This window comes from Nocardioides sp. HB32 (assembly GCF_054058995.1).
On the sequence record NZ_JBSSBS010000001.1, the window covers coordinates 843,916 to 868,353 of the forward strand.

Annotated in this window: 24 protein-coding genes; 14 read left to right on the forward strand and 10 right to left on the reverse strand. The window is 71.4% G+C overall.

Going from position 1 to position 24,438, the window contains the following annotated elements; genetic code table 11:
- Positions 1-50 precede the first annotated feature (50 nt).
- The 7 genes from ACVW2K_RS04325 to ACVW2K_RS04355 all read left to right on the forward strand — a co-directional run bounded on the left by ACVW2K_RS04325 (position 51) and on the right by ACVW2K_RS04355 (position 7,286).
- On the forward strand, positions 51-815 hold the full coding sequence (locus tag ACVW2K_RS04325) for a maleylpyruvate isomerase family mycothiol-dependent enzyme (protein ID WP_028637931.1): 765 nt from the start codon (positions 51-53) through the stop codon (positions 813-815).
- Positions 816-910: 95 nt separating this feature from the next.
- Complete coding sequence (locus tag ACVW2K_RS04330) at positions 911-1,912, forward strand: ATP-binding cassette domain-containing protein (RefSeq protein WP_457201664.1); 1,002 nt, start codon at positions 911-913, stop codon at positions 1,910-1,912.
- Positions 1,909-2,670 carry an ABC transporter permease gene (locus tag ACVW2K_RS04335; RefSeq protein ID WP_457201665.1) on the forward strand — a complete coding sequence of 254 codons (762 nt, stop codon included), beginning with the start codon at positions 1,909-1,911 and terminating at the stop codon, positions 2,668-2,670. The genes ACVW2K_RS04330 and ACVW2K_RS04335 overlap by 4 nt, the downstream gene beginning before the upstream one ends.
- Before the next feature lie 180 nt (positions 2,671-2,850).
- Entirely contained in the window at positions 2,851-4,272 is a 1,422-nt protein-coding gene (locus tag ACVW2K_RS04340; protein WP_457201666.1) for a fatty acid desaturase, read from the forward strand.
- 17 nt (positions 4,273-4,289) lie between these two features.
- Positions 4,290-4,853 (forward strand): TetR family transcriptional regulator, encoded by a 564-nt coding sequence (locus ACVW2K_RS04345; protein ID WP_457201667.1) that lies wholly within the window; start codon positions 4,290-4,292, stop codon positions 4,851-4,853.
- A gap of 146 nt (positions 4,854-4,999) precedes the next feature.
- The gene (locus ACVW2K_RS04350) at positions 5,000-6,394 is read left to right on the forward strand and encodes an MFS transporter (protein ID WP_036570697.1); all 1,395 of its coding nucleotides are present in this window, start codon (positions 5,000-5,002) and stop codon (positions 6,392-6,394) included.
- A 40-nt stretch (positions 6,395-6,434) separates the two neighbouring features.
- The gene (locus ACVW2K_RS04355; RefSeq protein ID WP_457201668.1) at positions 6,435-7,286 is read left to right on the forward strand and encodes a methylenetetrahydrofolate reductase; all 852 of its coding nucleotides are present in this window, start codon (positions 6,435-6,437) and stop codon (positions 7,284-7,286) included.
- Positions 7,287-7,328: 42 nt separating this feature from the next.
- On the opposite strand, the gene ACVW2K_RS04360 is transcribed toward ACVW2K_RS04355, so the two are convergent.
- From ACVW2K_RS04360 to ACVW2K_RS04400, 9 genes are all read right to left on the reverse strand, one after another.
- The gene (locus ACVW2K_RS04360) at positions 7,329-7,955 is read right to left on the reverse strand and encodes a pyridoxamine 5'-phosphate oxidase family protein (RefSeq protein WP_051549319.1); all 627 of its coding nucleotides are present in this window, start codon (positions 7,953-7,955) and stop codon (positions 7,329-7,331) included.
- Entirely contained in the window at positions 7,952-8,128 is a 177-nt protein-coding gene (locus ACVW2K_RS04365; RefSeq protein WP_457201669.1) for a hypothetical protein, read from the reverse strand. The genes ACVW2K_RS04360 and ACVW2K_RS04365 overlap by 4 nt, the downstream gene beginning before the upstream one ends.
- Positions 8,129-8,137: 9 nt before the next feature.
- Positions 8,138-9,148 (reverse strand): zinc-dependent alcohol dehydrogenase, encoded by a 1,011-nt coding sequence (locus ACVW2K_RS04370; RefSeq protein WP_457201670.1) that lies wholly within the window; start codon positions 9,146-9,148, stop codon positions 8,138-8,140.
- A 38-nt stretch (positions 9,149-9,186) separates the two neighbouring features.
- The gene (locus ACVW2K_RS04375) at positions 9,187-9,600 is read right to left on the reverse strand and encodes a VOC family protein (protein WP_457201671.1); all 414 of its coding nucleotides are present in this window, start codon (positions 9,598-9,600) and stop codon (positions 9,187-9,189) included.
- Positions 9,597-10,127: a DUF1638 domain-containing protein gene (locus tag ACVW2K_RS04380; protein WP_197025352.1), complete on the reverse strand. Its 531-nt coding sequence runs from the start codon at positions 10,125-10,127 to the stop codon at positions 9,597-9,599. Before ACVW2K_RS04380 ends, ACVW2K_RS04375 begins: the two co-directional genes overlap by 4 nt.
- A 52-nt stretch (positions 10,128-10,179) precedes the next feature.
- On the reverse strand, positions 10,180-12,057 hold the full coding sequence (locus ACVW2K_RS04385) for an ASKHA domain-containing protein (RefSeq protein WP_457201672.1): 1,878 nt from the start codon (positions 12,055-12,057) through the stop codon (positions 10,180-10,182).
- Positions 12,054-12,926, reverse strand: coding sequence for a methyltetrahydrofolate--corrinoid methyltransferase (locus ACVW2K_RS04390; protein WP_028637942.1), 873 nt, complete (start codon positions 12,924-12,926; stop codon positions 12,054-12,056). Before ACVW2K_RS04390 ends, ACVW2K_RS04385 begins: the two co-directional genes overlap by 4 nt.
- Before the next feature lie 67 nt (positions 12,927-12,993).
- Positions 12,994-13,662, reverse strand: a complete 669-nt coding sequence (locus tag ACVW2K_RS04395; protein ID WP_036570700.1) for a corrinoid protein — start codon at positions 13,660-13,662, stop codon at positions 12,994-12,996.
- Entirely contained in the window at positions 13,659-14,438 is a 780-nt protein-coding gene (locus ACVW2K_RS04400; RefSeq protein WP_028637944.1) for an IclR family transcriptional regulator, read from the reverse strand. The genes ACVW2K_RS04395 and ACVW2K_RS04400 overlap by 4 nt, the downstream gene beginning before the upstream one ends.
- 66 nt (positions 14,439-14,504) lie before the next feature.
- Here ACVW2K_RS04400 and ACVW2K_RS04405 point away from each other — a divergent pair, with 66 nt between their 5' ends.
- Entirely contained in the window at positions 14,505-15,944 is a 1,440-nt protein-coding gene (locus tag ACVW2K_RS04405) for a trimethylamine methyltransferase family protein (protein ID WP_457201673.1), read from the forward strand.
- Positions 15,945-16,050: 106 nt separating this feature from the next.
- Positions 16,051-16,251, forward strand: a complete 201-nt coding sequence (locus ACVW2K_RS04410) for a hypothetical protein (RefSeq protein ID WP_028637946.1) — start codon at positions 16,051-16,053, stop codon at positions 16,249-16,251.
- 97 nt (positions 16,252-16,348) lie between these two features.
- On the opposite strand, the gene purU is transcribed toward ACVW2K_RS04410, so the two are convergent.
- The gene (gene purU, locus ACVW2K_RS04415) at positions 16,349-17,227 is read right to left on the reverse strand and encodes a formyltetrahydrofolate deformylase (protein WP_457201674.1); all 879 of its coding nucleotides are present in this window, start codon (positions 17,225-17,227) and stop codon (positions 16,349-16,351) included.
- 79 nt (positions 17,228-17,306) lie between these two features.
- On the opposite strand from purU, the gene ACVW2K_RS04420 reads away from it, so the two are divergent.
- The 5 genes from ACVW2K_RS04420 to ACVW2K_RS04440 all read left to right on the forward strand — a co-directional run bounded on the left by ACVW2K_RS04420 (position 17,307) and on the right by ACVW2K_RS04440 (position 24,435).
- Entirely contained in the window at positions 17,307-18,071 is a 765-nt protein-coding gene (locus ACVW2K_RS04420; protein WP_457201675.1) for an IclR family transcriptional regulator, read from the forward strand.
- A gap of 106 nt (positions 18,072-18,177) precedes the next feature.
- Positions 18,178-19,659: an aldehyde dehydrogenase family protein gene (locus ACVW2K_RS04425; protein WP_457201676.1), complete on the forward strand. Its 1,482-nt coding sequence runs from the start codon at positions 18,178-18,180 to the stop codon at positions 19,657-19,659.
- Positions 19,656-21,335, forward strand: a complete 1,680-nt coding sequence (gene betA, locus ACVW2K_RS04430) for a choline dehydrogenase (RefSeq protein WP_028637950.1) — start codon at positions 19,656-19,658, stop codon at positions 21,333-21,335. Before ACVW2K_RS04425 ends, betA begins: the two co-directional genes overlap by 4 nt.
- A complete protein-coding gene (locus tag ACVW2K_RS04435) occupies positions 21,332-22,363 on the forward strand; it encodes a quaternary amine ABC transporter ATP-binding protein (protein WP_036570703.1) in 1,032 nt (343 codons plus the stop codon). The genes betA and ACVW2K_RS04435 overlap by 4 nt, the downstream gene beginning before the upstream one ends.
- Entirely contained in the window at positions 22,360-24,435 is a 2,076-nt protein-coding gene (locus ACVW2K_RS04440) for an ABC transporter permease (protein WP_457201677.1), read from the forward strand. The genes ACVW2K_RS04435 and ACVW2K_RS04440 overlap by 4 nt, the downstream gene beginning before the upstream one ends.
- Positions 24,436-24,438 lie beyond the last annotated feature (3 nt).

Below are 24,438 nucleotides of genomic sequence, written 5' to 3' on the forward strand. Positions count from 1 at the left end.
CTCCGGGTAATCCGGGTGCCGCGCGCCGCGCGAGGTGTCACGCTCGGCACGTGCCCACCCAGCTCCCCCTGGCGCGCCACCTCGACGGACTCCGCTCCGCGATGGTCGCGTTCGTCCGGTACGCCGACCGCGCCGGCCTGCGCGCGCCGGTGCCGACCTGTCCCGGGTGGACGGTGCGGGACCTGGTCGCCCACCAGGGCATGGTGCACCGCTGGGCCGCCGGCCTGGTGCGCGGCGAGCGGGACATCGACCCCGACGTGCTCGAGGCCGCCGGCCAGGAGGAGTCGGACCCGCTGGAGTGGCTGCGCGACGGCGTGATCGAGCTCGCCGACACGCTGACCCGGGCGCCGGCCGACGTGCAGGCGCCGGTGTTCCTCCATGACGCACCCGCGCCGCGGGAGTTCTGGGCCCGCCGGCAGTGCCACGAGACGACGGTGCACGCGGTCGACGCGCTGTCCGCGGCGCTCGGCCGGTCACCGGATCCCGCCGAGACGTGGATCGAGGTCGACCTGGCGGTCGACGGGATCGACGAGCTGCTCGGCGGCTTCCTCACCCGGCCGCGCTCGCGGCTGCGCTGCGAGGAGGAGTCGGTGCTCGTCGTCGCGCCCGACGACGCGCCCGACTGGTGGCGGCTGCGACTGGGCCCGCGCCCGGCCGTCACCGAGCGGCTCGTCGGCCCGCGCCGCGGCCTCGGCGACGCCGACTGGGTGCTCAACGGCACCGCGGTCGACCTCTACCTCTCCCTCTGGAACCGCTCCGGCCGGCCCGCGCTCGAGGGGACCTGGCGCGAGCAGGCGGCGGTCACCTGGTCCTGACCCGATGAGTCCGCGGCGCGGCCCGGGTCAGAGCTGGCCGACGCTTGCTATGCGTGTGTTCAAGTTTGAATAGATGACGAATCCAGGGAGTCAGGATGATCGAGGCACGGGGGCTCGTGCAGACCTTCCACACGGGACGCGGGAAGAACGCCAAGGAGGTCCGGGCCGTCGACGGCGTCGACCTCGACGTCGCCGAGGGCGAGGTGGTCGGGTTCCTCGGCCCCAACGGCGCCGGCAAGACCACGACGCTGCGGATGCTGACGACGCTGCTCCGGCCGACCGCCGGCACCGCCACGGTCGCGGGCTACGACGTCGGGAGGGAGCCGGTCCAGGTCCGGCGCAGCATCGGCTACGTCTCGCAGGTCGGCTCGACGTTCTCCGGTGCGTACGCCGGCGACGAGGTCGTCGACCACGGGATGCTCTACGGGATGAGCCGGGCCGACGCCGTACGCCGGGGCCAGGAGCTGTTCGAGCGGCTCCAGCTCGACGGGCTCTGGACCCGCCAGCCCAAGAACATGTCCGGCGGCCAGAAGCGCCGCCTCGACGTCGTGATGGGGCTCATCCACGACCCGACGCTGGTCTTCCTCGACGAGCCGACCACCGGGCTCGACCCGCAGGCGCGGGCGAACCTCTGGGACCACATCGGCGACCTGCGCGCGCGGCACGGTGCCACGGTCTTCCTGACCACGCACTACCTCGACGAGGCGGACGCGCTCGCGGACCGGATCCTGATCATCGACCAGGGCCGGATCGTCGCCGCCGACACCGCGGACAACCTCAAGGCCCAGGTCGCGGGTGACCTGGTCGACCTCGAGGTCGCCGCCGACGACCAGGTGGGCCTCGCGGCCGCGAAGCTGGGCGCGATCGCCGACGGGGTCGAGACGGACGGCCACCACGTGCGGGGGCGCGTGGGCCGCGCGGGGCGCGTCGTACCCGGGCTGCTGCGGGAGCTGGACGCCGCGGGCGTCACCCTCGACTCGATCGAGGTCGCGCGGCCGACCCTGGACGACGTGTTCCTCACCCTCACCGGCCGGTCGCTGCGCGACGCCGAGGCCGGCTCGGAGAAGGACGACGACAAGGAGCAGGTGCCGGCATGAGCTTCACGCGAGAGAGCACGATCGTGTTCCGCCGGCAGATCCGGATGAACCTGCGCAATCCCGCGTGGGTGCTGATCGGGATCATGCAGCCGGTGCTCTATCTGGTGCTGTTCGGCCCGCTGCTCGAGCCGCTGGTGTCGTCGTTCGGCACCGGCACCGACAACGCCTACACGTTCCTCGTGCCGGGTCTGCTGGTGCAGCTCGGCATGTTCGGCGCGTTCTTCGCCGGGTTCGGCCTCATCGGCGAGTGGCGCGAGGGCGTGATCGAGGCCGAGCGGGTGACTCCTGCCAACCGCTCCGCACTGCTCGTCGGCCGGCTGATGCGCGACGTCAGCCAGCTGTTCGTCCAGGCGGTCATCCTGGTCGCGCTCGGCTACGTGATGGGCCTGCGCGGCTCGTTCGGCGGCATCGTGCTGGGCATCCTGATCACGCTGATCATCGGCGCGGCCTGCGCGGCCGCCTCGAACGCGCTCGCCCTGACCACCAAGAGCGAGGACGTGATGGCGCCGATCATCAACATCGTGATGATGCCGGTGCTGCTGCTCAGCGGCATCCTGCTCCCGATGACGATCGGGCCGGAGTGGCTGCAGAACGTCAGCGACCTGATGCCGTTCAAGTACGTCGTCGACGCGGTCCGCGACTCCTTCTCGGGGAGCTTCGGCACCTCCTCGGTCCTGTGGGGCACCGTCTGGGCGGTCGTCCTCGCGGTGCTGGGGACCTGGTGGGGCACCGCGACGTTCCGCAGGGAGAACGCCTGACGGAGACGCGACCGCGGATCCGTCGATGGTGGTCGAGCGAGCCGCACGGCTGGGCTCTCGACGAGCTCGGCCACCGAGGCAGCCCGGAGGTCGGTTTACAAATCATCTCCTCTTGTCAAAGTCGCTTGACATTTCGTACGGTTCTGTCAAGCAACCGACGAGGGCTACGGAGGCATGGGGATGTCCGAGCAGATCGCGAACAGCACCGTCCGGGCGGGGTCGACCGACTCCTGGCGGGACCGCAAGCGCCACCTCTGGCTGATCGGCCTGGTGGTGCCGTCGCTCGCCTTCATCGGGTACGCCGCCTGGGCGCTGACCGGCTGGGGCATCTGGTTCTGGATCGGCCCGGTCGTGATCCTGGGCGTCGTCCCGGCGATCGACCTGGTGGCCGGGCTCGACCGGTCCAACCCTCCCGACGACGTGATCGAGGCGCTGGAGCGGGACCGCTACTACCGCTGGATCACCTACCTGTTCCTGCCGATCCAGTACGCCGGCTTCGTGGGCGCCATGTGGCTGATCGCCGGTGACGACCTCTCGACGTTCGCCAAGATCGGCCTCGCCGTGAGCGTCGGCTGCATCGGCGGCATCGGCATCAACACCGCGCACGAGCTCGGCCATAAGCGCGAGGAGAACGAGCGCTGGCTCTCGAAGGTCGCGCTGGCGCAGAGCTTCTACGGGCACTTCTACATCGAGCACAACCGCGGCCACCACGTCCGGGTCGCGACCCCGGAGGACCCGGCCAGCAGCCGGGTGGGCGAGAGCTTCTACCAGTTCTGGCCGCGCACGGTCGGCGGCTCCCTGAGGTCCGCGTGGAACCTCGAGAAGCGCCGCTACGCCCGCAGGCAGCAGCACCCGTTCCGGATCGGCAACGACGTGCTCAACGCCTGGCTGATGTCGGTGGTCCTCTGGGGCGCGCTGGTCGCCTGGCTCGGTGTCGGGATCCTGCCGTACCTGGTGATCCAGGCCGTCGTCGGCTTCTCGCTCCTCGAGGTCGTCAACTACATGGAGCACTACGGGATGCTGCGCCACAAGGTCGGCGTCGGCGAGCGCCAGCGCTACGAGCGGGTCGACCCCACCCACTCGTGGAACTCCAACAACATCGCGACCAACGTGCTGCTCTACCACCTGCAGCGGCACAGCGACCACCACGCCAACCCGACCCGCCGCTACCAGTCCCTGCGCGACTTCGAGGAGAGCCCGGTGCTGCCGACCGGGTACGCCGGCATGATCGTGCTCGCGATCGTCCCCTCCGTCTGGCGCCGGGTGATGGACCCGCGGGTGCTCGCGCACTTCGACGGCGACCTGTCGCGCGCCAACCTCAGCCCCCGCAAGCGCGACAAGATCCTCGCGAAGTACCCCCCGCCGGGCCCGGCCGGGACGTCGGGAAGCCCGACCGCCGACGCCGCCGGCGCGCCGGCCGAGGAGGTGCTGGCCGCCCGCTGCCCGGGCTGCGGCTACACGTACCGGGTCGAGGAGGGACACGAGCACGAGGGCTTCGCGGCCGGTACGCCGTGGGCGGACGTGCCCGACTCCTGGTGCTGCCCGGACTGCGGCGTCCGGGAGAAGGTCGACTTCGTCCCGCTGACCGAGGCGGTGGCCTGATTCCTACACTGGAGGCCATGGCCTCCACGATGCGTGACCGCGTCGTCGAGGCCGCGGTCGCGATGACCACCGAGTCCGGGTGGGCGGCCGTCACCATGGGCTCGATCGCCGAGCGGGTCGGCGTCAGCCGGCAGACCGTCTACAACGAGGTCGGCACCAAGCCGGGCCTGGCCGAGGCGATGATCCTGCACGAGCTGGACCGGTTCCTCGGCGTGGTGACGGCGGCCTTCGACGAGCACCCGGCCGACCTGGTCGACGCGATCCGCGCGGCGTCGCGCGGCGTCCTGGAGCTCGCGCAGGACAACCTGCTCCTGCACGCGGTCGTCTCGGCGACCCACGGCGCGGACACCGAGCTGCTGCCGCTGCTGACCACCCACGCCGAGTCGCTGCTCGCGGCCGCGAAGCTCGTCGTGCGCGACCGGGTCGCGCCGTACGACGTCCGCCTCGACGAGACGCACCTCGACGCTGCCATCGACATGGTCGTCCGGCTGGTGCTCAGCCACGTGATGCAGCCGTCCGGCCCGCCGGCGCGGACCGCCGAGGACATCGCGTGGATCGCCGCGCGAGTGCTCCGCGGCTAGGACGCTCACGCAGCGGCGCGGGCCTCGGCCACCTCCGCTGCATCCCGGCATGCGCGAGGGGCGATCCGCGGGTGCTCGAGGCCGAGCCGGTCGACGTGGTCGGCCCGGCATCGGGGTTTTCGCCGATCTCTCCTAGGCTCATCGGAGTGAGCGACTCCTCCGGATTGCCCGGCGTACGCCTCGGCACGGTGACCGGCCGGGCCGTGGTCCTCGCCGCCGTCCTCGGATCGGGCATGACGATGCTCGACGGCACCGTCGTCAACGTCGCGCTGCACACGATCGGCGAGGACCTCGACGCCTCGCTGGCCCAGCTGCAGTGGGTGTCCAACGCCTACCTGCTGTCGCTGGCCAGCTTCATCCTGCTCGGCGGCTCGCTCGGCGACCGCTTCGGACGGCGCCGGGTCTTCGTCGTGGGCACGGTCTGGTTCGCGATCGCCTCGCTACTCTGCGGGATCGCGCCCTCGCCTGGGGTCCTGATCGCGGCCCGCACGCTCCAGGGCGTCGGCGCCGCGCTGCTGACACCGGGCAGCCTGGCGATGATCCAGGGCGCGTTCGTGCGCGAGGACCGCGCGAAGGCGATCGGGTCGTGGTCCGGGCTCGGCAGCATCGCCGCCGCGATCGGGCCGTTCGTGGGCGGTGCGCTCGTGCAGTACGCCAGCTGGCGCTGGATCTTCCTGATCAACCTGCCGATAGCGGTCGTCACCGTCGTCACGGCGCGGCGGGCAGTGCCGGAGACGCTCGACCCGCAGGCACCCCGGGAGTTCGACGTCGTGGGGGCGGTGCTCGCCGCACTCGCCCTCGGTGGCCTGACCTACGCGCTCATCGAGTGGGGGAGCCCGCTCGCCCCGTGGGCCGTTCTGGTGATGGTGCTCGCCGCTGCCGGGTTCCTCGTCGACGAGCGCCGCAGCGACCACCCGATGCTGCCGCTCGGCATCTTCCGGGACCGCACGTTCAGCGCCGCGAACCTGATGACGATGGTCGTGTACGCCGCGCTCGGCGCGGTGCTGTTCTTCCTGGTGCTCCAGCTCCAGACCGTGAGCGGGTACGGCGCGCTCGAGGCCGGCGTCTCGACGCTGCCGATCACGCTCTGCATGCTGTTCCTCGCCCCGCGCGGTGGCGAGCTCGGCACTCGCATCGGCCCGCGCATCCCGATGACCGTCGGTCCCCTGGTGATGTCGGCCGGCGCCCTCCTGCTGATGCGGGTCGGCGCGGACGTCAACTACTGGACCGACGTGCTGCCGGGACTGACCGTCTTCGGCCTCGGCCTGGCGCTGATGGTGGCGCCACTGACCGCCACCGTGCTGGCTGCGGCCCCGGACGAGCACGCGGGCATCGCCAGCGGGGTCAACAACGCCGTCGCCCGGGCCGGCTCGCTGCTCGCGGTGGCCGCGCTGCCGGTCGCCGTGGGCCTGATGGGCGCGGACTATGCGGACCCGGCGGTCTTCGACGCGGCGTACGGCCAGGCCGTGATGATCTGCGCCGGGCTGCTCGCGCTCGGCGGCGTGATCTCGTGGGTGACGATCCGCGACGCGAGGGTCTAGACTCGGCGACGTCGGTGCGCATCACGAAACGAGTTCCACCATGCGCAACAAGTCGTCCCACGTCCAGACCCTGACCCGGCTGCTGGAGCAGTCCCGGTACGAGGTGCTGCCCACGCCCTCGACCGAGGACAAGGTGCTCGCCCACCTGCCCCGGGACGTGGGGGTGACCGTCACCGCCTCGCCGGGCAAGGGCCTGGAGGCGACGCTCGACCTGGCGGAGCGGCTGACCGGCCACGGGTACGCCGTGGTGCCGCACCTCGCCGCGCGGATGGTGTCCGGCCGCGCCGAGCTCGCGGAGATCTGCGAGCGGTTGACGGGGAAGGGCATCACCCGGATCTTCGTTCCCGGCGGGGACGCCGACCCGGCCGGGGACTACCCCGACGCGCTGGCGCTCCTCGAGGACCTCGCGGACCTCGGCCGGCCGTTCGCCCACGTCGGGATCACCGGCTATCCCGAGTCGCACCCGACCATCCACGACGACCTGACCGTGCAGTCGATGTGGGACAAGCGGCGCTTCGCCACGCACGTCGTCAGCAACCTGACGTTCGACCCCGCCGTGATCCACGACTGGGTGCACCGGATGCGCGGGCGCGGCATCACGATGCCACTGCTGCTGGGCATCCCGGGCCCGGTGGACCGCACCAAGCTGCTCGCGATGGCGACCAAGATCGGGGTGGGCGAGTCGACCCGGTTCCTCGCCAAGCACAAAGGCACGTTCGCCCGGCTCGCGGCGCCGGGTGGCTTCACCGGCGAGCGGTTCCTCGAGAAGTGCGCACCGACCCTCGGCGAGCCCGCGGCGCTGGTCGAGGGGTTGCACGTCTTCACGTTCAACCAGGTCGCGGAGACCGAGGCCTGGCGGCAGGACCTGCTCGCTCGCCTCCGCAACCGATGAGTCGAGGAAGCGGGCCCAGCGGGACCGGGTGGCGCACCTTCTCTACGACGTGAGGCGCTGGACCGACGGAGGCACCGGCAGGTCGGCCGACCAGGGCGCCGGGACCGGAGGGTCGTAGGACGTGCGGACCGGCACCAGGCCGCTCCATACGTCCGGCTCGGCACCTGCCTCCGCGGGCGTGGCCGGCCACTCGGCGGCGACCTTCAGCAGCCAGTTGTCGGCGCCGATCGGCAGCGACAGCGCCGTGGTGCTCGCGAGCTCCTTGCGCGTCGACGCCCGGACCTCGGTCGTCCGACCAGGGAGCAGGGTCTCGCTGAACACGTCGAGCGCCGCCTCCTTCGGGTCCACGGCAGTGAGCGATCCGCGGATCGTCGCGGACCGGTAGTTGACCGACGACTCGAACGTCGTCGGCGCGACCACGAGGGCGTCCAGGGCGAAGACCGTGAGCACGGCGGCCGCGCCGGCGCCGACGGCCCGCAACGCACCTGCGCCGGTCGAGCCGTGCAGCAGGACCCGGTCGCCGTCGCGCGCGTAGAGCATGGGTACGGCGAGCGGCGCGCCGTCCACGACCGTCGAGAGCACGCCGGCCCACTGGGAGTCGAGCAGTGCGTCGAGCGCGGAGCGGTCGGTCACGCCGTACTCGCTGAGACGGTTCAGGTGGGACGTCATCCGAGCTGGCCGTCCGGGGGACCGGTTCGGACGACGTCCGGCGGGGCGAGCGCGAGATCGAGGGCGCGCACGTCCTGAGGAGGGGTGTGGTCGTTCGCGAACGCCAGGTGCCGCTCCAGCAGCTCCCCGACGTCGTCGGCGCGGGGATCGCCGTCCCCGATCACGCCCTCCATGGGCGCAGGCTAGCCGCTGACCGAGATGACGGTCTTGTCTCCGGTGCGGCCGACGGCGTGCTCGAAGGCCGCGGCGGAGCGCTCGAGCGGGAACCGGTCGCTCACCAGGTCGTCGAGGTCGATGCCGGTGGTCGCGAGCCGGATCGCCCGCGGGTAGGTCTCGTGCATCCGGCGCACCATCGCGAAGGTCAGGCCCTTGCGGCGCGCCGGAGCGGCGGGGAACGCCGACAGCGGGGTCGAGGGGATCCCGCCCAGCGCGAGCCGGGCGCCGGGCCGGGCGCACGCGACGGCCGTGGCGATGCCGGCGTCGGCGCCGGCCATCTCGACCACGACGTCGACGCCGCGGCCCGCGGTCGCGGCCATCAGCTCGCCCTCGGCCTCCTCGGGCGACCAGGCCGCGTCGGCCCCGAAGCGCAGGGCGGTACGCCGCCGGTGCGACAGCGGCTCGGACACGAAGACACGCGCCGCGCCGGCGCGGCGGGCGACCGCGGCGGCCAGCACCCCGATCGGGCCGGCTCCCACGACCAGCACGTCGTGGCCGGCGCGCACGTGGGCGTGGTCGACCGCGTGGATGGCGACACCCAGCGGCTCGAGCAGCGCGCCGGCGTCGTCGCTCATCCCGTCGGGGAGCGGGAACAACAGCTCGTCGGGCCACACCAGCCGCTCCTGCAGGCCGCCGTCGAGGCTCTCGTGCCCGGCGAACCGGATGTTCGGGCACAGGTTGCCGTGGCCCTCCAGGCACTGCTCGCAGCGCCCGCACGGGATCGCGGGGTCGACCGCGACGCGACGCCCGGCGTACGGGCCGTCGAGGGCGCGGCCCGCGAACTCGTGCCCGGGCACGACCGGGTCGCCGATCGAGACCTCGCCGGTGCCGCCCTCGGCGTACCAGTGCAGGTCCGACCCGCAGAGCCCGACCGAAGTGACCGCGACCGTCGACCAGCCGGCGGGCGGCGCGCCCGGGTCGTCGGCCTCCTCGATCCGGAGGTCCCCGACGGCGTGGAGCTTCGCGACACGGTGCACGCGCCACATCATCCCCGCTGGGCGCCGGCGCCGCCTCGTCAGGCGACGAAGATGCAGAACGGGTGACCGGCGGGGTCCGCGAACACGTACAGCGGCTCCTCGTCGTCCGCCGTGCGGTCGAGCAGGACCGCGCCGCCGAGCTGCAGCACGCGCTGGCGCTGGAGCTCCAGGCTCGCCACGTCGGGGACCGCCATGTCCAGGTGCAGCATCATCTGCTGTTCGCCGGGCCGGTCCGCCTCCGGCGTCCACACCGGCGCGACGTACTCCGGGTTGGCCTGGAAGGCGAGGCCGTGCGGGCCGTCGTTCGGCCGGAGCACCAGCCAGTCCTCCTCCTCGCGGGGCGTCTCGTCGCCGGGCCGGTACTCGTAGCCGAGCAGGTCGCGGTAGAAGTCGCCCAGCCGCCGCGGGTCGTGGCAGTCGAGCACGGTCTGGCGGACGACGGGGTGGCTCACCCGGCGACGGTACGACGCAGTGCGTCCTCGAGGCGAGCGTCGCCGGTCTCGACCACGGTGAGCGGCAGCCCGATCCGCTCCGCCGCGGAGGACGCCAGCCGGCGCAGCTCGTCGTCGGGGCGCTGCGCGAGCCAGACGACCCGCGTGTAGTTCCCGAAGTAGGCCTCCCGCAGCTCCGGCCAGCGGTCCAGGCCGAGCTCCTGCTCGACGGTCCGCGCGAAGGACCTCACCAGGAAGTCCGTGAGCAGGTAGGTGCCGGGCTGCGCGTCGAAGAACGTCTCGATCCGCGATGCGCCCGCGTAGAGGTCGTAGCAGTGCAGGCCGGGCAGCCGGGCCAGCCCGAGCTCCTCGCACACCTCGTCGAGCGCGCCGTACGTCCCGCAGTCGGCGTACCCCACCACGACGGAGTCGTAGGTCGAGGCGAGCGTGCTCGCCAGCGCGCGCACCTCGCCCGCGATCAGCTGGGGCTGGTTGTGCAGCAGCGGCGGCAGCGGGTGGACGTCGACCGGCCAGTGGTTGCGGTCCACGATCTCCTTGCAGGGCTGGGCGATCGCCCCGCAGGCGATGAGGGCGACCCGGTCAGAACCCGAGCTGGTCGACGAATCGGTCGTTGAAGTCGGTGCGGTCGGAGAGCTCGACATAGGTCACCTCCTCCAGCAGCGCCTGGGCACCGGCGCGCTCGCGCACGGAGAGCAGCGCCATCTTCGCCCCCTCGCCCGCGACGTTGCCGGCGGCCACGATGCGCAGGACCGGCAGCTTCGGCACCAGCCCGATGCGGACGGCCGACGCGGCCGAGAGGTAGCTGCCGAACGAGCCGGCGAGCAGCACCTGCTGCACGTCGCGGTGCTCGAGGCCGAGCTCCTCGAGCAGCAGCGTCCAGCCGGTCGAGATCGCGGCCTTCGCGAACTGCAGCTCGCGGACGTCGCGCTGCGACAGCACCACGCAGTCCTCGGGCTCGGCGTCCGGTGTCGGGCGGTGCAGGACGAACACCCGCTCCTGGGCCCCCTTGGAGTTGCTGAGCATGGTGAGCCGGTCGGCCAGCGCGGGCGCCACCTCCTTGGCGACGTCGTCGGCGACGTACCGCCCGGACGCGTCGAGCAGGCCCGCCTTCACGAGCTCGGCCACGGCGTCGACGAGACCCGAGCCGCAGAGACCCTTCGGCTCGACGTCACCGATGACCCCGAGCTCGACCGTGTCGCCGAGCCGGACGACCTCGATCGCGCCGTCGGCGGCGCGCATGCCGCAGCGGATCGCGCCGCCCTCGAATGCCGGGCCGGCCGGCGCGGCGGTCGAGAGGATCCGGTCGCCGTCACTGACGACGATCTCGCAGTTGGTGCCGACGTCGATGAACAGCCGGGTGCGCTTGTCGCGGTCCATGCCGGTGGCGAGCATGCCGGCGACGATGTCGCCGCCGACGTACGCACCGAGGGCCGGGAAGAGGGTGGCCCGGGCCCGGGGGTGGAGGGTCAGGCCCAGGTCGGAGGCGAGCAGGTCCGGCGGCTGCGCACTCGACATGATGAACGGCGCGACGCCGAGCGGCTCCGGGTCGATCCCGAGGGCCAGCGCGGTCATCGTGGCGTTGCCGGCGACGGCGACCTCGTAGACATGGGTCGGGTCGACGCCGCCCTCGTCGCACACCTGGGCGGCCAGCGTCGCGAGCGTCTCCTGGGCGGCGGTCTGCAGCCGACCCAGCGCGGCCGGGTCCATCATCGTGGCGCTGATCCGGGTGATCACGTCGCCGCCGAACGGCTGCTGCCGGTTGAGCATCGAGGCGACCGCGACCGGCGTGCCGGTGCCGACGTCGAGCAGCGTCGCGACGACCGTGGTGGTGCCGAGGTCGAAGGCGATGGCGTACTGCTGCCGGGTCGTGTCGCCGGGCTCGACATCGATCAGCGCCTCGTCGACGACGACCGCGGTGACCTTGAAGTCGGCCTGCCGCAGCACGGTCGGGAGCCGGCGCAGCAGGTGCAGGTCCGGCACCGGCTCGAGGTCGTCGACCGCCGCGAGCAGCCGCGCCAGGTCGGTGCGCTGGTCGGCGAGGGTGGGCTCCTCGAGCTCGACGTACCGCTTCTGGATCGCCGGTCGCAGGATCACCTGCCGGCCGACCCCGACGGTGGCGGCCTTGGGCCGGGTGGTCAGCGGGGGTACGTCGACGGTCAGGTCCCGTGTCGCGTTGACCAGGCAGGCGAGCCGCCAGCCGGCGTCCAGCTGGTCGCGGGTGAACGTCTTGACGTCGTGGCGCGTGATCGGGCTGGGGCCGTCGATGCGCACCTTGCACTTGTGGCAGGTCCCGTGGCCGCCGCAGGTGGAGTCGATCGCGATGCCGTTCCACGACGCGGCGTCGAAGACGGTGACGCCGGGCGGCACCCGGACGGTCCGCTGGGCATCCTCGACGGTGAACGAGAGGTCGACCCGGCCGGTCCCGTCGGGCTGAGCGCCGTCGTGGAGCTCCGTCACGCGCTCGCTGCCGCCTTCGCCCGGTGGGCGGCGATCCACGCCATGCCCCACTCGTCGTGGCCCAGGAAGACGTCGGCGGCCTTGACGGCCTCGACGATCTGCGGGGTGCGGGTGTCCATGATCGCGCTGGTGAGCCCGGCGGTCATCGCCATCGGCAGCCACGCGGCTCCGAGGGTGTGCCGGTCGGGCATGCCGAACGACGTGTTGGACGCGCCGCAGGTCATGTTCACCCCGTGCTCGTCGCGGATCCGGCGCATCGTCTCGAAGGTCACCAACGTGGTGGAGGTGTCGGCGCCGATGGGCATCGCGAGCGGGTCGATCACGATGTCGGCCTGGGCGATGCCGTACTCCTCGGTGGCCACCCGGATGATCTTCGCGGTGAGGTCCAGGCGCTTGTCGGCCTCCATCGGGATCTCGTCGTGGTCGTTGGGCAGCGCGATGATCGCGGCGTCGTACCTCTTGACCAGCGGCAGGATCGCGGCCAGCCGGTCGTCCTCGGCGGTGACGGAGTTGACCAGCGCCCGGCCCTGGTAGACCGACAGCCCGGCCTCGAGCGCCTCGACGACCGAGGAGTCGATGCAGATCGGCAGGTCGCTGATCGACTGGACGAGCTGGATCGCCTTCGCGAGCAGCTCGGGCTCGTCGGTGAGGGGGACGCCCATGTTCACGTCGAGCACGTCGGCGCCGCCCTCGGCCTGCGCGATGACGTCCCTCTCGATCGCGGACAGGTCGCCCGCGCGCAGCTGCTCCTGGAAGATCCGGCGGCCGGTGGGGTTGATCCGCTCGCCGATCAGGCAGAACCGCTGGTCGTGGCCGAGCACGACCTCGCGGGTCGCCGACCGCAGGACCGTGTGGAGCGGCTCGCTCATCCGGGGTCCCCTCGAAAGTGCGGGCTGGAGGAGCGAAGCGGGGGAAGCTCGCAGTTTCGTGGGGTGGTCATGCGGGGACCTTCGCGCGCCGCGCCTCGAGCATCGCCTTGGCCTTCTTGACCGTGGCCGAGGCGTCGGCGGCGTACCCGTCGGCGCCGACGGCGTCGGCGTACTCCTGGGTGACCGGGGCGCCGCCGACCATGACCACCACGGAGTCGCGGAGGCCGGCCTTCTCGAGGGCGTTGATGTTGGCCTTGAACATCGGCATCGTGGTGGTGAGGAACGCCGAGAAGCCGACGATGTCGGGCTGGTGCTCCTCGATCGCGGCCACGAACTTCTCCGGCGCGACCTGGACGCCGAGGTCGATGACCTCGAAGCCGGCGCCCTCGAGCATGATGTTGACGAGGTTCTTGCCGATGTCGTGCACGTCGCCCTTGACCGTGCCCATCAGGAACTTGCCGACCGTCTGCACCCCGGTCTCGGCGAGCAGCGGCCGGAGCCGCTCCATGGCACCCGCCATCGCCCGGCCCGCTATCAGCATCTCGGGCACGAAGAAGTCGCCGCGCTCGAACCGCGCGCCGACCTCCTCGAGCGAGGGGATGAGCGCGTCGAAGAGCAGCGTCTGCGGCTCCATCTCGATCGACAACCCCTCCTCCGTCAGCTCGAGCACCCGGGGTGCGTTGCCGACCAGGGTCTCGTCGTAGAGGCCCTGCAGGATCTCCTCCGGTGAGGTCATGCCACACCCTCCTTGGGTGCTGAGCCGCGCAGCAGCGTCGACAGCTGCGTGGCGTGGGACGACAGGTTCTTTCCGAGCTCCTCGAGGCGGTCCTCGAGGCGTGTGGTGGGTCCCGAGATGCCGAGCGCGGCGACCACGTCGCCGCGGGCACCGTGGACCGGTACGGCGACGCCGCTCAGGCCGATCTCGAGCTCGCCGTCGGTGACCGCCCAGCCGCGCTGGCGGGCGCGCTGCCCGTCGCGGACGAGGAGGGCGGGGTCGGTGATGGTGTTCTCGGTCAGCGCCGCGAGCGGCCCCGCCGGGACCGGCAGCGCCTGCCAGGCGTAGAACACCTTGCCGAGCGCGGAGGTGTGCGCCGGCACGTCGATCTCGGTCCAGTCGCGGGTGCCGAGCAGGTAGCGGCTGTCGACCTGGGCGACCTGCACGACCTTGTCGCCGCGGGCGACCGAGAGGTGCACGGACTCCGAGGTCTCCTCGCCGATCCGCTCCAGCGCCGGTCGCGCGAGCCGGACCAGCTCCTCCCACGGGTCGTGGCGGGCGGCGTACAGCCAGAACAGGCTGCCGGCGACGTACGAACCTCCGGCGTCGCGCTCCAGCAGGCCCCCGCGCTCGAGCGCCGCGAGCATCCGGGAGGTGGTCGACTTCGCGAGCCCGCTCGCGGCCTGGAGGTCGGCGAAGCTCAGCGGCGCGTCGGCGTGCACGACCGTCTCGACCAGCGCCGCCGCGCGGTCGACGGCCTGGGTGCCAGTGCTCGCCTCTGCCCTCGTGGATGACACGCGCTTCCGTCCTGTTCCATGTTGTGGAACGCTGGTCCCACATGATGAGGTTAGGCAGGAGGAGCGATGTTCCGCAACCGGATGCCCCGTTACGAGGTGCTCTCCGAGGACGCGATGGCGACGCTGGACGCCGGTTGGCGCCGGCTGGTCAGCGAGATCGGCGTCGAGTTCATGGACGCCCGGGCCCGGGACCTGTTCGCCGCGGCCGGGCAGCGGGTGGAGGAGAACACCGTCTTCCTGGACCCCGACTTCGTGCTGGAGCAGGTCGCGAAGGCGCCCCGTGAGTTCGACCTCCAGGCCCGCAATCCCGAGAACTCCGTGCACATCGGTGGCGACGCGATGGCCTTCGGTGCCGTGTACGGCCCGCCGTTCGTGCGCCAGGGCGACGTGCGCCGCGACGGCACCATGGAGGACTTCCGGAACTTCGCCAAGCTCTCGCAGTCCTTCGGCGTGCTCGACTCCGCCGGCGGCGTCGTGACCGAGCCGAACGACACCCCGCTCGACAGCCGGCACCTCGACATGACGTACGCGCTGCAGACGCTCACCGACAAGATCTACATGGGCAACGTGGTCTCCGGCGTCAACGCTCGCGACACGATCGCGATGACCGAGATCCTGTTCGGCTCGCGCGAGGCGATCGAGGAGACCCCGGCGCTGATCTCGCTGGTCAACTGCAACAGCCCGCTGCGCTGGGACGACCGGATGCTCGAGGCGCAGTTCGAGTACTCGGCGGCCAACCAGCCCGTCGTGCTCACGCCGTTCATCCTGATGGGCGCGATGTCGCCGGTGACGATCCCGGCCGCGCTCGTGCAGCAGATGGCCGAGGCGCTGTCCGGCATCGCGCTCTCGCAGCTGATCCGGCCGGGCTGCCCGGTGGTGTTCGGGTCGTTCCTCTCCAACATCGACATGCAGTCCGGCTCGCCCACGTTCGGCACGCCGGAGTCCGGCATCGGCCTCCTCTGCACCGGCCAGATCGCACGGCACTTCGGGCTGCCGTTCCGCACCGGCGGCGGCCTGACGTCCTCGCAGGTGCCGGACGCGCAGGCCGGCTACGAGGCGATGATGACGCTGCTGCCGACGTTCCTCGCCGGCGCGAACTGGGTGATGCACTCCGCCGGGTGGCTCGAGGGCGGCCTGGTGTCGGGCTACGAGAAGTTCGTCATCGACTGCGAGCTCGTGCAGATGCTCCAGCACGAGTTCACGCCGCTGGAGATCGACGAGGCGTCGCTGGCCTTCGACGCGCACCAGGAGGTCGGCCACGGCGGCCACTTCCTCGGCGCGATGCACACGATGGAGCGCTTCCGCACCTGCTTCTACCGCCCGTTCCTCTCCTCCTCCGAGAACTACGAGCGCTGGATGCGCAACGGCGCCAAGGACACCGCGGCCCGGGCCGGGGACATCTGGCAGAAGCGCCTCGAGGAGTACGAGCAGCCGCCCCTCGACGAGGCCGTCCGCGAGGAGCTCGAGGCCTACGTCGTACGCCGTCGCGCCGAGCTCGGGGACTGACCCGCTCTCACGGTCGAGTCGGGGGTTCTGACGGTTGAGGTGCCGCGGTCCAGACCGGCTCGCCGGGGTACGTTCAGGATCCGGGCGGTCGGGGAACCGTGCCGGCATGACGACGCTGCAGGACCGACCGGTGCGGGAACGCCGGCCGCACCCCGCCGCATCCACGCCGACGTCCCGACGCGAACGGGACGAACCGCGGCGGGCGCCCACGGTGGCGCTCTCGGAGCTGATGGGCCGACGGCCCGACCTCCACGACGTCTACCCGCCCGCGACGATCGCGGCCGACTCGATCCTCTGGTCGGCCTGAGCAGATCCGTGGGTTGTCCGCCGAAACCCGCTCGACACGCCGTGTCGCCTCGGCGTGTCGCGCGGGTTTCTCCGGTCAGCCGGAGAAACCCGCCCCGCTACCGGAACACCACCGTCCGCGACCCGTTCAGCAGCACCCGCGACTGGGAGTGCCAGCGGACCGCACGGGAGAGGACCTGCGCCTCGACGTCGCGGCCGGCGCCGACCATGGCGTCCTGGTCGTAGGAGTGGTCGACGCGCATCACGTCCTGCTCGATGATCGGGCCCTCGTCGAGGTCGCCGGTCACGTAGTGCGCGGTCGCGCCGACCAGCTTCACGCCGCGGTCGAAGGCCTGGTGGTAGGGCTTCGCGCCCTTGAAGCTCGGCAGGAACGAGTGGTGGATGTTGATCGCCCGGCCGGCCAGCGACCGGCACAGGTCGTCGGAGAGGACCTGCATGTAGCGGGCCAGCACGACCAGGTGGACGTCCAGCTCCTTCACCAGCGACAGCAGCCGCGCCTCCGCCTCCGGCTTGGTGTCGGGCGTGACGGGCACGTGGAAGAACGGCACGCCGTACGACGCCGCCATCTCGGCGGCGTCCTCGTGGTTCGAGACGACGGCCGGCACCTCGATCTGCAGGGAGCCGGTGGAGGTGCGGAACAGCAGGTCGTTGAGGCAGTGCAGGTGCTTGGACACCATGATCAGCGTCCGGTACGGCGCCCGCGCGTCCCAGAGCTCGAAGCGCATCTCGAACTCCGCGGCGATCGGCGCGAACTCGGCGCGCAGCTCCGCGGCCGTCGCCGGCCCCGGCACCTCGACGTCGATGCGCATGAAGAACGTGCCGCTGAGCCGGTCGCCGAACTGCTGGCTCTCCAGGATGTTCCCGCCGCGCGCGACCAGGAACCCGGACACGGCGTGCACGATGCCGGGCCGGTCCGGGCAGGAGAGGATGAGCACGAAGTCGCCGGCCGCGATGGTCGGGGGCGCGAGAGAGGGCACGGGACAACCTTCGCATCAGTGTTGCGCTGGCAGAAACGCGTCCTGCGATACGCAACAGATCTCCGCTACTGTCGCCATCGTGAACGACGCGAGCGCCGGCGTCCAGTCCGTCGACCGGGCGCTGACCATCCTCGCGGTCCTCGCGCGCGTCGGCGAGGCCGGCGTCACCGAGATCGCGGGTGAGCTCGGCGTGCACAAGAGCACGGCGTTCCGGCTGGTCTCGACCCTGGAGTCGCACCGGCTGGTGGAGCAGACCACCGACCGCGGCCGCTACCGCCTCGGGGTCGGTGTCCTGCGGCTGGCCGGCGCCACGACCGCGCGGCTCGACCTGGTCCAGGAGGCGCGACCGGTCTGCCGCCAGCTCGCGGCCGACACCGGCGAGACGGTCAACATCGCCGTCCTCTCCGAGAGCTCGGCGCTCTACCTCGACCAGGTCGCCGGCACCTCGGCATTGCAGCCGCACAACTGGGTCGGGCAGCACATCCCGCTGCACGCCACCAGCAACGGCAAGGTGCTGCTCAGTGGACTGGACGAGGAGCGGGTCGCGGAGGTGCTGGGCTCGCTGTCGCGCTACACCCCGCTCACCATCACCAAGAAGGCCAAGCTGCGCGCCGAGCTCGAGCAGGTCCGCGCGCAGGGGTACGCCGTCGCCGTCGACGAGCTCGAGGAGGGACTGACCGCGGTCGCCGCCCCGATCCGCAACGCGCACGGTGACGTGATCGCGTCGATGAGTGTCTCCGGCCCGACGTTCCGGCTCCCGGACGCCCGCGTCGATGAGGTGCTGCCGCAGCTCGTCGAGGCCGCTGCCGAGGTCTCTCATCGGCTCGGCTGGGGTCACCGCTGAGTCACAAGTCGGCTGCGGCGCTTGACGACCGGGTGACCGGACTACATATTCAGGACAACAAGTAAGTTGCGCTGAGAGCATCGAGTTGCGTGATACGCAACTCAGGATGGGGTCGCAGGTGGCCGAGCTCTACCTCGACGGCGCGTGGACGAGCGCGCAGGGTGAAGCGCGCCGCGAGATCCGGTGCCCGGCCGACGGCTCGCTCGTCGCCGAGGTCGACGAGGCCGGCGCCGAGGACACCGAGCGCGCGATCGCCGCGGCGCACCGCGCCTTCCACCACGGATCCTGGCCGCTGCGGTCCGCCCGGGAGCGCGGCGACCTGCTGCTCACTGTCGCCGACCTGCTCGAGCGGGACGCCGACGAGGTCGCGCGGATGGAGTCGCTCGACACGGGGAAGCGCTTCGTCGAGAGCCAGTACGACGTCGCCGACGTCGTCGCGGTCTTCCGTCACTACGGGCGGGTCGCCGCCGAGGACGCCGGCCGGATGGTCGACACCGGGAACCCCGACGTCGTCAGCCGGATCGTGCACGAGCCGGTCGGCGTCTGCGCGCTGATCACGCCCTGGAACTACCCGCTCCTCCAGGTCTCCTGGAAGGTCGCGCCCTGCCTGGCGGCGGGCAACACGTTCGTCCTCAAGCCCAGCGAGCTCACCCCGCACACCGCGATCCACCTGATGCGGCTGCTCGAGGAGGCCGGGCTGCCCGCGGGCGCCGGCAACCTCGTCCTCGGCGCCGGCGCGACGGCGGGTGCGCCGCTGGCCGTCGACCCCCGCGTCGACCTCGTCTCCTTCACCGGCGGTCTGGAGACCGGACGGCGTCTGATGGCGGCCGCGTCCGGGACGGTGAAGCGGGTGGCGCTCGAGCTCGGCGGCAAGAACCCCAACCTGGTGTTCGCCGATGCCGACCTCGAGGTCGCCCTCGACTTCGCGCTCACGGCGGTCTTCCTGCACTCGGGCCAGGTCTGCTCCGCGGGCGCGCGCCTCGTCGTCGAGGAGTCGATCCACGACGACTTCGTGGACCGGCTGGTCGAGCGCGCCGAGCGGATCCGTCTCGGCGGCCCGTTCGACGACAAGGCCGAGACCGGCCCCCTCACCAGCGCCGCCCATCGCGACAAGGTGGAGGCGTACGTCGCCCGTGGGATCGCCGAGGGAGCCGTGCTCAGGACGGGCGGGCGGCGCCCGCACGACCCGGCGTTGGCGGACGGCTTCTACTACCTGCCGACCATCCTCGACGGCTGTCGCAGCGACCTGTCGGTGATCCAGGACGAGTCCTTCGGCCCGGTGCTGACCGTCGAGACGTTCCGCGACGAGGACGAGGCGGTGCGGATCGCGAACGACTCGATCTACGGCCTGGCCGGGGCGGTCTGGACCCAGGACGCGGGCAAGGGCCAGCGGGTCGCGGCCCGGCTGCGGATGGGCACGGTCTGGATCAACGACTACCACCCGTACGTCCCGCAGGCGGAGTGGGGCGGCTACAAGCAGTCCGGGATCGGCCGCGAGCTCGGCAACGCCGGCCTCGAGGAGTACCGCGAGACCAAGCACGTCTGGCACAACATCCGCCCGGCCGAGCAGCGCTGGTTCCAGGGATGAGCCGCGACCGGTACGACGTCGTCATCGTGGGTGGTGGCTCGGCCGGGTGCGCGCTCGCCAACCGGCTCTCCGCCGATCCCGGCACCTCGGTGCTCGTGCTCGAGGCCGGGCGCTCGGACTTCCGCATCGACCCGTTCATCCACATGCCCGCGGCGCTGCCGTTCCCGATCGGGAACCGGCTCTACGACTGGAAGTACGAGACCGACCCGGAGCCGAACCTCGACAACCGCAAGGTGTTCCACGCCCGCGGGAAGGTGCTCGGCGGCTCGTCCTCGATCAACGGGATGATCTTCCAGCGCGGCAACCCCCTCGACTACGAGCGCTGGGCCGCCGAGCCGGGGATGAAGGAGTGGGACTACCTCCACTGCCTGCCGTACTTCAAGAAGATGGAGAACTGCCTCGCCGGGGCGGACCGCTGGCGGGGCGGCGACGGCCCCCTCGTCCTGGAGCGCGGACCGGCCGACAACCCGCTGTTCGGCGCGTTCTTCGAGGCCGTCCAGCAGGCCGGCTACCCGCTGACCGACGACGTCAACGGCTATCGCCAGGAGGGCTTCGCGCGGTTCGACCGCAACATCCATCGCGGCCGCCGGCTCTCCGCCGCCCGGGCCTACCTCCACCCCGTGAAGGACCGGAAGAACCTGAAGGTCGAGACCCTCGCCTTCGTCACCGGCGTCCGCTTCGACGGCAAGCGCGCCGTCGGCGTCGACTACGTGCGCGCCGGCCGCGCCCGCCGTACGGCGCACGCCGGCGAGGTCATCCTCTGCGGCGGCGCGATCAACAGCCCGCAGCTGCTCCAGCTGTCGGGCATCGGGGACGAGGACCTCCTGAAGCAGCACGGCATCCCGGTCGTGCACCACCTCCCCGGCGTCGGCGCGAACGCGCAGGACCACCTCGAGGTCTACATCCAGCACGCGTCGAAGCAGCCGGTCTCGATCGCGCCGGGCCTGAAGTGGCGCAGGCGGCCGGGCATCGGCTACCAGTGGCTCGTCCACCGGAGCGGCCTCGGCGCGACCAACCACTTCGAGGGCGGCGGCTTCTGCCGCAGCAACGCCGACGTCGACTACCCGAACCTGATGTTCCACTTCCTCCCGGTCGCGATCCGGTACGACGGGTCCGCGCCGACCGAGGGACACGGCTACCAGGTGCACATCGGCCCGATGTACGCCGACACCAGGGGCCACGTGAAGATCCGGAGCCGCGACCCCCGGCAGCACCCCTCGATCCTCTTCAACTACCTCTCGACGGCGAACGACCGCCGCGAGTGGGTCGAGGCGGTCCGGGTCGCACGCAGCATCCTCAACCAGCCCGCGTTCGCGCCGTACAACGACGGTGAGCTCTCGCCCGGCGCCCAGGTCGAGACCGACGAGCAGATCCTGGACTGGGTCCGCGCGGACGCCGAGACCGCGCTGCACCCCTCGTGCACCGCGAAGATGGGCGTCGACGAGATGTCCGTCGTGGATCCCGGCACGATGCGCGTGCACGGCGTCGAGGGTCTCCGTGTCGTCGACGCCTCGGTGTTCCCCTTCGTCACCAACGGCAACATCTACGCCCCCGTCATGATGGTCGCCGAGAAGGCGGCCGACCTGATCGCCGGCAACACGCCCCTCCCGCCCGCCGACGTGCCGTACTACCGCTACCGCGACGGCATGCCCCTCAACCCGGAGGAACTCTCATGAGCGACGCCGCACTCACGGTCAAGAACCTCTGGAAGATCTTCGGCCGGGGCGCCGACAAGGTCGTCGGTACGCCGGACGCGGACCTCTCGCGCGCCGACCTGAAGGAGAAGACGGGGTGCGTGGTCGGCGTGCGCGACGTCTCGTTCGACGTCGCCCCGGGCGAGGTGTTCGTGGTCATGGGCCTGTCCGGCTCCGGCAAGTCCACCCTGGTCCGCTGCCTCACCCGGCTGATCGAGCCCACCTCCGGCGAGGTCGTGATCGACGGCCGCGACATCACCGGGGCCAGCGAGAGCGAGCTGCGCGACCTGCGGCGTACCCATGCCTCGATGGTGTTCCAGCACTTCGGGCTGCTCCCGCACCGCCAGGTGATCGACAACGTCGCCTACGGCCTGGAGGTCCGGGGCATGAGCCGCAAGGAGCGCCGGGCCAAGGCCGGGGAGGTCGTCGACCTGGTCGGTCTCAGTGGCTACGAGATGTCCTACCCCGACCAGCTCTCCGGTGGCATGCAGCAGCGGGTGGGCCTGGCTCGCGCGCTCGCCAACGACCCGTCGCTGCTGCTCTTCGACGAGCCGTTCTCCGCGCTCGACCCCCTGATCCGGCGGGACATGCAGAACGAGGTGATCCGGCTCCACCACGAGCTCGGCAAGACGATGGTCTTCATCACCCACGACCTGCAGGAGGCGCTCAAGCTCGGCGACCGGATCCTCATCATGCGCGACGGCGCGATCGTCCAGATCGGTACGCCGGACGAGGTGGTCGGCGCCCCGGCCGACGACTACGTCAAGGACTTCACCTCCGACGTCCCGCGCTCGCACGTCCTCACGCTGAAGTGGGTGATGCGGGAGCCGCGGCCCGACGACTCCACCGAGGGTCCGGTGATGAGCCCGGACACGATCGTCCGCAAGGCCGCCCACGCCGCGCTGGCCTCCGAGCACCCGCTGCGGGTGGTCGACGGTGACCAGCTGGTCGGGATCGTCGACGACGACGCGATCCTCCGGGTGGTCGTGGCGGAGGAGTCGATCGCATGAGCGTCGCCACCGCGGGCGCGAGGACCCGGGTCCGCAGCGACGACGCGGTCGTCGCGTCGCTGCGTGCCCGGTGGCGCCTGTGGGCGCTGCTCGCGGTGGTGGTCGGGTGGATCGTCATCTGGTGGTTCGCCGAGGGCAAGCACACGCTCGAAATCTCGACGTCGGCCATCACCGACGTGCACGCGCGGCTGCAGGACCTCAGCGACTCGGTGTCGAACGCGTTCGCGTCCCAGTCGAACTGGCTGGTGGCCGCGGTGAACTACTTCGCCGACAAGCTGGACCTCTGGTTCACTCGGCTGCAGCACGTGTTCACCGTCGCGCCGTTCCCGCGGCCGCTGCCCCAGGTCGGCTGGCTCGGCACCATCGCCCTCGCGGCGCTCGTGACGTTCGCAGTCTCCGGCTGGCGGCTGGTGCTGCTGGTGGTGCCGGCGTTCCTGCTGTTCGGGACCCTCGGCTACTGGACCGACTCGATCGACACCCTGCTGATCACGCTGTTCTGCGTGGTCATCGCCTGCGTCTTCGGCATTCCGCTCGGCGTCTGGATGGCCCACAGCAAGGTAGTGACGGCGATCGTCACGCCGGTGCTCGACGTGATGCAGACGATGCCGTCGTTCGTGTACCTGCTGCCGGCAGCCATCCTGTTCGACATCGGCCCGGCCGCGGCGATCATGGTCACGCTTGTCTACGCGGTCCCTCCGGTGGTGCGCATCGGTGCCCACGGCATCCGCACCGTCAACCCGGGCGTGCTCGAGGCGACCAGCTCCCTCGGCCAGAGCCGGCTGCAGCGCCTGACGAAGGTGGAGCTGCCACTGGCCAAGCGCACGATCATCGTCGGCGTCAACCAGACGACGATGGCCGCGCTGGCGATGGCGACCATCGCGGCGTACATCGACGGGCCTGGACTCGGCCAGCCCGTCCTCGACGGACTCCAGCGGGGCCAGCTGGGCACCGGGTTCGTGGCCGGCACCTGCATCGTGATCCTCGCCGTGATGCTCGACCGCGTCACCACCGCGGCCAGTGTGCGCGCCGAGCAGGCCCGGCGCGCGGGCGACCGGAGGCGCCGGTTGCGCCGGCTCGTGCTCGTCATCGGGTCAGTGGGCACGCTGATCGCGCTCTACTTGTCGCACATCTATGTCTGGGCGAACGAGTTCCCGTCGCGCCCCGACCTCGGCACCCCGATCAGCAACGCCGTCGACGACTTCGGGACGTGGCTGCTCACTGACCTGTCCGGCTTCACGTCGTCGATCCAGACGGGCTTCACCAACCACTTCCTGAACCCAGTGCAGAGCGTGGTCGCCGAGTCGCCGTGGTTCGTCACCGGCACCGCGATCCTGCTCATCGCGGCGATCGTCGGTGGTGTGCGGGCCTTCGTCGCGAGCGTGGTCTGCCTCGCCGGGATCTACGCCCTCGACCTCTGGTACAACGCGATGGTCACGCTCACCTCCGTCCTCGTGGCCACGGTGTTCGTCGTCGCGATCGCGGTGGTGCTCGGCGTCGCGATGGGCCGCAGCCTCGCCGTCGACCGCGGGCTCCGACCGCTCCTGGACGCGGGGCAGACGATTCCGCCGTTCGTGCCCTTGATGTTCGTGCTGATCCTTTTCTCCTCGAACCGGTTCACCGCGATCATCGCGGCCGTGATCTACGCCGTACCGATCGCGACCAAGCTCGTCGCCGACGGTGTCCGCGGCGTGTCGGCGGAGACGATCGAGGCGTCCCGTTCCACCGGGGCCAACCGCTGGCAGGAGATCACCAAGGTGCAGCTGCCGATGGCCCGCGGCTCGGTGCTCCTGGCCACCAACCAGGGCCTGCTCTACGTGCTGTCGATGGTCGTTATCGGCGGCATGGTGGGTGGCGGCGCCCTCGGCTTCGACATCGTCAAGGGCTTCCGGCAGGCCGACTACGCGGGCAAGGGTCTCGCTGCCGGGATCACGGTCGTGCTGCTCGGGATCATGCTCGACCGGATCACGACGTATGGCGCGCAGCGGGCTTCGGGGTCCAGTCAGCCGTCATCGCGGCGCCTCACCAGGCTCCGTTTCGCGGAGCGGCTCGCTCCCAACCGAGGAAGGGTGTAAAGA

Bases quoted from the DNA above. Each gene is read 5' to 3' on its own strand.
- ACVW2K_RS04360 (WP_051549319.1), bottom strand. From the start codon at position 7,955: ATGACGTCCCACCTGAACCGTCTCAGCGAGTACGGCGTGACCGACCGC.
- ACVW2K_RS04365 (WP_457201669.1), bottom strand. From the start codon at position 8,128: ATGGAGGGCGTGATCGGGGACGGCGATCCCCGCGCCGACGACGTCGGG.
- ACVW2K_RS04355 (WP_457201668.1), top strand. From the start codon at position 6,435: ATGCGCAACAAGTCGTCCCACGTCCAGACCCTGACCCGGCTGCTGGAG.
- ACVW2K_RS04340 (WP_457201666.1), top strand. From the start codon at position 2,851: ATGTCCGAGCAGATCGCGAACAGCACCGTCCGGGCGGGGTCGACCGAC.
- ACVW2K_RS04425 (WP_457201676.1), top strand. From the start codon at position 18,178: ATGGGGTCGCAGGTGGCCGAGCTCTACCTCGACGGCGCGTGGACGAGC.
- ACVW2K_RS04335 (WP_457201665.1), top strand. From the start codon at position 1,909: ATGAGCTTCACGCGAGAGAGCACGATCGTGTTCCGCCGGCAGATCCGG.
- betA (WP_028637950.1), top strand. From the start codon at position 19,656: ATGAGCCGCGACCGGTACGACGTCGTCATCGTGGGTGGTGGCTCGGCC.
- ACVW2K_RS04390 (WP_028637942.1), bottom strand. From the start codon at position 12,926: ATGAGCGAGCCGCTCCACACGGTCCTGCGGTCGGCGACCCGCGAGGTC.
- ACVW2K_RS04435 (WP_036570703.1), top strand. From the start codon at position 21,332: ATGAGCGACGCCGCACTCACGGTCAAGAACCTCTGGAAGATCTTCGGC.
- ACVW2K_RS04395 (WP_036570700.1), bottom strand. From the start codon at position 13,662: ATGACCTCACCGGAGGAGATCCTGCAGGGCCTCTACGACGAGACCCTG.
- ACVW2K_RS04410 (WP_028637946.1), top strand. From the start codon at position 16,051: ATGACGACGCTGCAGGACCGACCGGTGCGGGAACGCCGGCCGCACCCC.
- ACVW2K_RS04440 (WP_457201677.1), top strand. From the start codon at position 22,360: ATGAGCGTCGCCACCGCGGGCGCGAGGACCCGGGTCCGCAGCGACGAC.
- ACVW2K_RS04345 (WP_457201667.1), top strand. From the start codon at position 4,290: ATGGCCTCCACGATGCGTGACCGCGTCGTCGAGGCCGCGGTCGCGATG.
- ACVW2K_RS04330 (WP_457201664.1), top strand. From the start codon at position 911: ATGATCGAGGCACGGGGGCTCGTGCAGACCTTCCACACGGGACGCGGG.
- ACVW2K_RS04405 (WP_457201673.1), top strand. From the start codon at position 14,505: ATGTTCCGCAACCGGATGCCCCGTTACGAGGTGCTCTCCGAGGACGCG.